Source organism: Leucobacter sp. GX0328, from assembly GCF_053567315.1.
Genome location: NZ_JBSGPC010000007.1, coordinates 1 through 5,643, shown reverse-complemented (window position 1 = coordinate 5,643; position 5,643 = coordinate 1). Strand labels below are relative to the sequence as shown.

The following is a 5,643-nucleotide window of genomic DNA, read 5'->3' as shown; positions in this document are numbered from 1 at the left end:
GACAGGTTGCTGTTCGGAAGCCTTGTGATGGGGTGTGTACGGGTGGTGTCTGGTCTTTGAGAACTCAATAGTGTGCACTTGATTGTCAAATGCCAATTTTTTATCCCGTCGCTGCATCTGTTTGGGTGTGGTTGATGGTGATTCCTTTTGGACAAATTGAACGTCAGTAATGATGTTCGTATTTTGTCAGGTCAAACTCGCAGCATGGGGGCTTATTCCGCTTCTCGTGGTGCACATGTTTTTTACGGAGAGTTTGATCCTGGCTCAGGACGAACGCTGGCGGCGTGCTTAACACATGCAAGTCGAACGATGAAGCCCCTGCTTGCAGGGGTGGAAGAGTGGCGAACGGGTGAGTAACACGTGAGTAACCTGCCCCTGACTCTGGGATAAGCGCTGGAAACGGCGTCTAATACTGGATATGAGCAACGGTCGCATGGCCTGTTGTTGGAAAGATTTATCGGTTGGGGATGGACTCGCGGCCTATCAGCTTGATGGTGAGGTAATGGCTCACCATGGCGACGACGGGTAGCCGGCCTGAGAGGGTGACCGGCCACACTGGGACTGAGACACGGCCCAGACTCCTACGGGAGGCAGCAGTGGGGAATATTGCACAATGGGCGCAAGCCTGATGCAGCAACGCCGCGTGAGGGATGACGGCCTTCGGGTTGTAAACCTCTTTTAGTAGGGAAGAAGCGAAAGTGACGGTACCTGCAGAAAAAGCACCGGCTAACTACGTGCCAGCAGCCGCGGTAATACGTAGGGTGCAAGCGTTGTCCGGAATTATTGGGCGTAAAGAGCTCGTAGGCGGCTTGTCGCGTCTGCTGTGAAAACCCGGAGCTCAACTCCGGGCCTGCAGTGGGTACGGGCAGGCTAGAGTGCGGTAGGGGAGATTGGAATTCCTGGTGTAGCGGTGGAATGCGCAGATATCAGGAGGAACACCGATGGCGAAGGCAGATCTCTGGGCCGTAACTGACGCTGAGGAGCGAAAGCATGGGGAGCGAACAGGATTAGATACCCTGGTAGTCCATGCCGTAAACGTTGGGAACTAGATGTAGGGCCTGTTCCACGGGTTCTGTGTCGTAGCTAACGCATTAAGTTCCCCGCCTGGGGAGTACGGCCGCAAGGCTAAAACTCAAAGGAATTGACGGGGGCCCGCACAAGCGGCGGAGCATGCGGATTAATTCGATGCAACGCGAAGAACCTTACCAAGGCTTGACATATAGCAGAACACCGTAGAAATACGGGACTCTTTGGACACTGTTATACAGGTGGTGCATGGTTGTCGTCAGCTCGTGTCGTGAGATGTTCGGTTAAGTCCGGCAACGAGCGCAACCCTCGTCCTATGTTGCCAGCACGTTATGGTGGGAACTCATGGGATACTGCCGTGGTCAACACGGAGGAAGGTGGGGATGACGTCAAATCATCATGCCCCTTATGTCTTGGGCTTCACGCATGCTACAATGGCCGGTACAATGGGCTGCGATACCGTAAGGTGGAGCGAATCCCAAAAAGCCGGTCTCAGTTCGGATTGGGGTCTGCAACTCGACCCCATGAAGTCGGAGTCGCTAGTAATCGCAGATCAGCAACGCTGCGGTGAATACGTTCCCGGGCCTTGTACACACCGCCCGTCAAGTCATGAAAGTCGGTAACACCCGAAGCCGATGGCCTAACCCTTGTGGAGGGAGTCGTCGAAGGTGGGACTGGTGATTAGGACTAAGTCGTAACAAGGTAGCCGTACCGGAAGGTGCGGCTGGATCACCTCCTTTCTAAGGAGCACTCGACCCCATCCCTGGATGGTGGTCGCAGAATGGGTCGTTCATCACCAAACGAGTGATGCGATACCGCTCATGGGTGGAACATTCGACAAGACTCGTCTTGATAGCTCGCCTATCCCAGTACGCAAGGTGTTCCTCGTGGACAGCTTGTTGGAAGAGGTGGGTGGTTGTTGGGGCGGGTTACTAAGTGCATACTATTGGGTCCTGAGGGACCAGCCGGCTGGCATCTGATTCGTTGGATTGGGTGGTGGTGGACTGGGTGTCTCTGACCTGCTGGGCAGGAACGTGTTGTTCTGTCGGGTGGGATCGGTTGTACGTTGAGAACTACACAGTGGACGCGAGCATCTTGATCCCGTCATCCTTTTGGGGGTGTCGGGGTTGAAATACTTTATATATTTTCATTGGTCGCACATGTTGATGCATTCCTTTTGGGGGTGTTGAGGGTGTGTGTTTTTTATGATTAATGCTTATGTGATTTCAAGTCTTCAAGAGCATACGGTGGATGCCTTGGCATCTGGAGCCGAAGAAGGACGTAGTAATCTGCGATAAGCCTCGGGGAGCCGATAAACGGGCTGTGATTCGAGGATTTCCGAATGGGGAAACCCCGCCAGGCGGCTTGCTGACCTGGTGACTCCCGCCTGAATATATAGGGCGGGTAGAGGGAACGCGGGGAAGTGAAACATCTCAGTACCCGCAGGAAGAGAAAACAATAGTGATTCCGGGAGTAGTGGCGAGCGAAACTGGATGAGGCTAAACCGATCATGTGTGATACCTGGCAGGGGTTGCATGGTCGGGGTTGTGGGACGTGCCGGGAGACGCTGCTGAGTCTTCGACGTGAGAGTGAAGCTATAGACGAACCGCTTGGAACGGCGGGCCGGAGTGGGTGAGAGTCCCGTAGTCGAAATGGTTTTACCGCGTGGTGTGTATCCCAAGTAGCACGGGGCCCGAGAAATCCCGTGTGAATCTGTCAGGACCACCTGATAAGCCTAAATACTTCCAGATGACCGATAGCGGACTAGTACCGTGAGGGAAAGGTGAAAAGTACCCCGGGAGGGGAGTGAAAGAGTACCTGAAACCGTGTGCTTACAATCCGTCGGAGCCAGTCTGATTCTGGTGACGGCGTGCCTTTTGAAGAATGAGCCTGCGAGTTAGCGATACGTGGCGAGGTTAACCTGTGTGGGGTAGCCGTAGCGAAAGCGAGTCTGAATAGGGCGATTCAGTCGCGTGTCCTAGACCCGAAGCGAAGTGATCTATCCATGGCCAGGCTGAAGCGTGTGTAAGAGCGCGTGGAGGGCCGAACCCACTTAGGTTGAAAACTGAGGGGATGAGCTGTGGATAGGGGTGAAAGGCCAATCAAACTTCGTGATAGCTGGTTCTCTCCGAAATGCATTTAGGTGCAGCGTTGCGTGTTTCTTGCCGGAGGTAGAGCTACTGGATGGCCGATGGGCCCTACAAGGTTACTGACGTCAGCTAAACTCCGAATGCCGGTAAGTGAGAGCGCAGCAGTGAGACTGTGGGGGATAAGCTTCATAGTCGAGAGGGAAACAACCCAGATCACCAACTAAGGTCCCTAAGCGCGTGCTAAGTGGTAAAGGATGTGGAGTTGCTGTGACAACCAGGAGGTTGGCTTAGAAGCAGCCACCCTTGAAAGAGTGCGTAATAGCTCACTGGTCAAGTGATTCCGCGCCGACAATGTAACGGGGCTCAAGCACGCCACCGAAGTTGTGGCAATCGCATATCGACAAGCCTTCGTGGTTCAGTTGTGCGGTTGGGTAGGAGAGCGTCGTGTGGCGAGTGAAGCGGCGGAGTGATCCAGTCGTGGATGCTACACGAGTGAGAATGCAGGCATGAGTAGCGAAAGACGGGTGAGAAACCCGTCCTCCGGAAGACCAAGGGTTCCAGGGTCAAGCTAATCTTCCCTGGGTAAGTCGGGACCTAAGGCGAGGCCGACAGGCGTAGTCGATGGACAACGGGTTGATATTCCCGTACCGGCGGTAGACCGTCAAAGACCTAACCAGTAGTGCTAAACAAACCAAGACTTCGTGGATCCTTCGGGTGAAGCGGGGTGGCGGCTGTGAACCCGAACTGGGGTGGTGAGCGTGAGGTGTGACGCAGGAAGGTAGCCAGTGCCGGGCGATGGTTGTCCCGGTGTAAGCATGTAGCCCGTCGCTTATGAAGAGTTTGCGGCTTTGGGTGAGATGTGATGCGGACCCGTATGGGGAAGCTGGTGATCCTATGCTGCCGAGAAAAGCATCGACGTGAGGTCTATTGTTGCCCGTACCCCAAACCGACTCAGGTGGTCAGGTAGAGAATACTCAGGAGATCGAGATAATCATGGTGAAGGAACTCGGCAAAATGCCCCCGTAACTTCGGGAGAAGGGGGGCCATCCACTTATACCAACTTGCTTGGGAAAGGGTGTGGTGGCCGCAGAGACCAGTGGGGAACGACTGTTTACTAAAAACATAGGTCCGTGCTAACACGCAAGTGGATGTATACGGACTGACGCCTGCCCGGTGCTGGAAGGTTAAGAGGAGAGGTTAGAACTTCGGTTCGAAGCTTTGAATTTAAGCCCCAGTAAACGGCGGTGGTAACTATAACCATCCTAAGGTAGCGAAATTCCTTGTCGGGTAAGTTCCGACCTGCACGAATGGCGTAACGATTCCCCAGCTGTCTCCACCGTGAACTCGGCGAAATTGCAGTACGAGTAAAGATGCTCGTTACGCGCAGAAGGACGGAAAGACCCCGTGACCTTTACTACAGCTTGGTATTGGTGTTCGGTGTGGCTTGTGTAGGATAGGTGGGAGACTGTGAAGCGGGCACGCTAGTGTTCGTGGAGTCATTGTTGAAATACCACTCTGGTCATATTGGATATCTAACCACGCACCCTGATCGGGTGTTGGGACAGTGCCTGGTGGGTAGTTTAACTGGGGCGGTTGCCTCCTAAAATGTAACGGAGGCGCCCAAAGGTTCCCTCAACCTGGTTGGCAATCAGGTGGCGAGTGTAAGTGCACAAGGGAGCTTGACTGTGAGACTGACAGGTCGAGCAGGGACGAAAGTCGGGACTAGTGATCCGGCAGTGGCTTGTGGAAGCGCTGTCGCTCAACGGATAAAAGGTACCTCGGGGATAACAGGCTGATCTTGCCCAAGAGTCCATATCGACGGCATGGTTTGGCACCTCGATGTCGGCTCGTCGCATCCTGGGGCTGGAGTTGGTCCCAAGGGTTGGGCTGTTCGCCCATTAAAGCGGTACGCGAGCTGGGTTTAGAACGTCGTGAGACAGTTCGGTCCCTATCCTCTGCGCGCGTTGGAGATTTGAGAGGATCTGACCCTAGTACGAGAGGACCGGGTTGGACGGACCTCTGGTGTGCCAGTTGTTCTGCCAAGGGCATGGCTGGTTGGCTACGTTCGGGATGGATAACCGCTGAAAGCATCTAAGCGGGAAGCCGGCCTCGAGATGAGATCTCCATACACTTCGGTGTTGTAGGTTCCCAGTAGATGACTGGGTTGATAGGCCAGATGTGGAAGCCCGGTAACGGGTGGAGCTGACTGGTACTAATAAACCAATGACTTGACTTCATTTCATATCCACTGGTGTTCGACTTCAAACGGGCACAAGGGTGAGGTATGGCATAGGCAGTATGTGTAACGATGTTTGCGTCCACTTTGTGGTTCTTGACGTATGACCACAAACCCCCTGGGTACGGCTATTGGTCGTGTGTGGGGTTTGGGTATGTCAATAGTGTTTCGGTGGTTATAGCGTCAGGGAAACGCCCGGTCACATTCCGAACCCGGAAGCTAAGGCTGACTGCGCTGATGGTACTGCGAGGGGGACCTCGTGGGAGAGTAAGACACCGCCGAACTCCTTTT

At 54.2% G+C, this 5,643-nt stretch carries 3 rRNA genes; all 3 read left to right on the top strand.

The annotated features are described in order from the left end of the window. Positions 1 to 241: 241 nt before the first annotated feature. Positions 242 to 1,766 (top strand): 16S ribosomal RNA (locus tag ACUYTF_RS13450). A gap of 484 nt (positions 1,767 to 2,250) precedes the next feature. Then, positions 2,251 to 5,352 (top strand): 23S ribosomal RNA (locus tag ACUYTF_RS13445). A gap of 167 nt (positions 5,353 to 5,519) precedes the next feature. Then, positions 5,520 to 5,636, top strand: a 5S ribosomal RNA gene (rrf, locus tag ACUYTF_RS13440). Together the 16S, 23S and 5S rRNA genes form the textbook arrangement of a ribosomal RNA operon. The last annotated feature ends 7 nt before the right edge of the window (positions 5,637 to 5,643 follow it).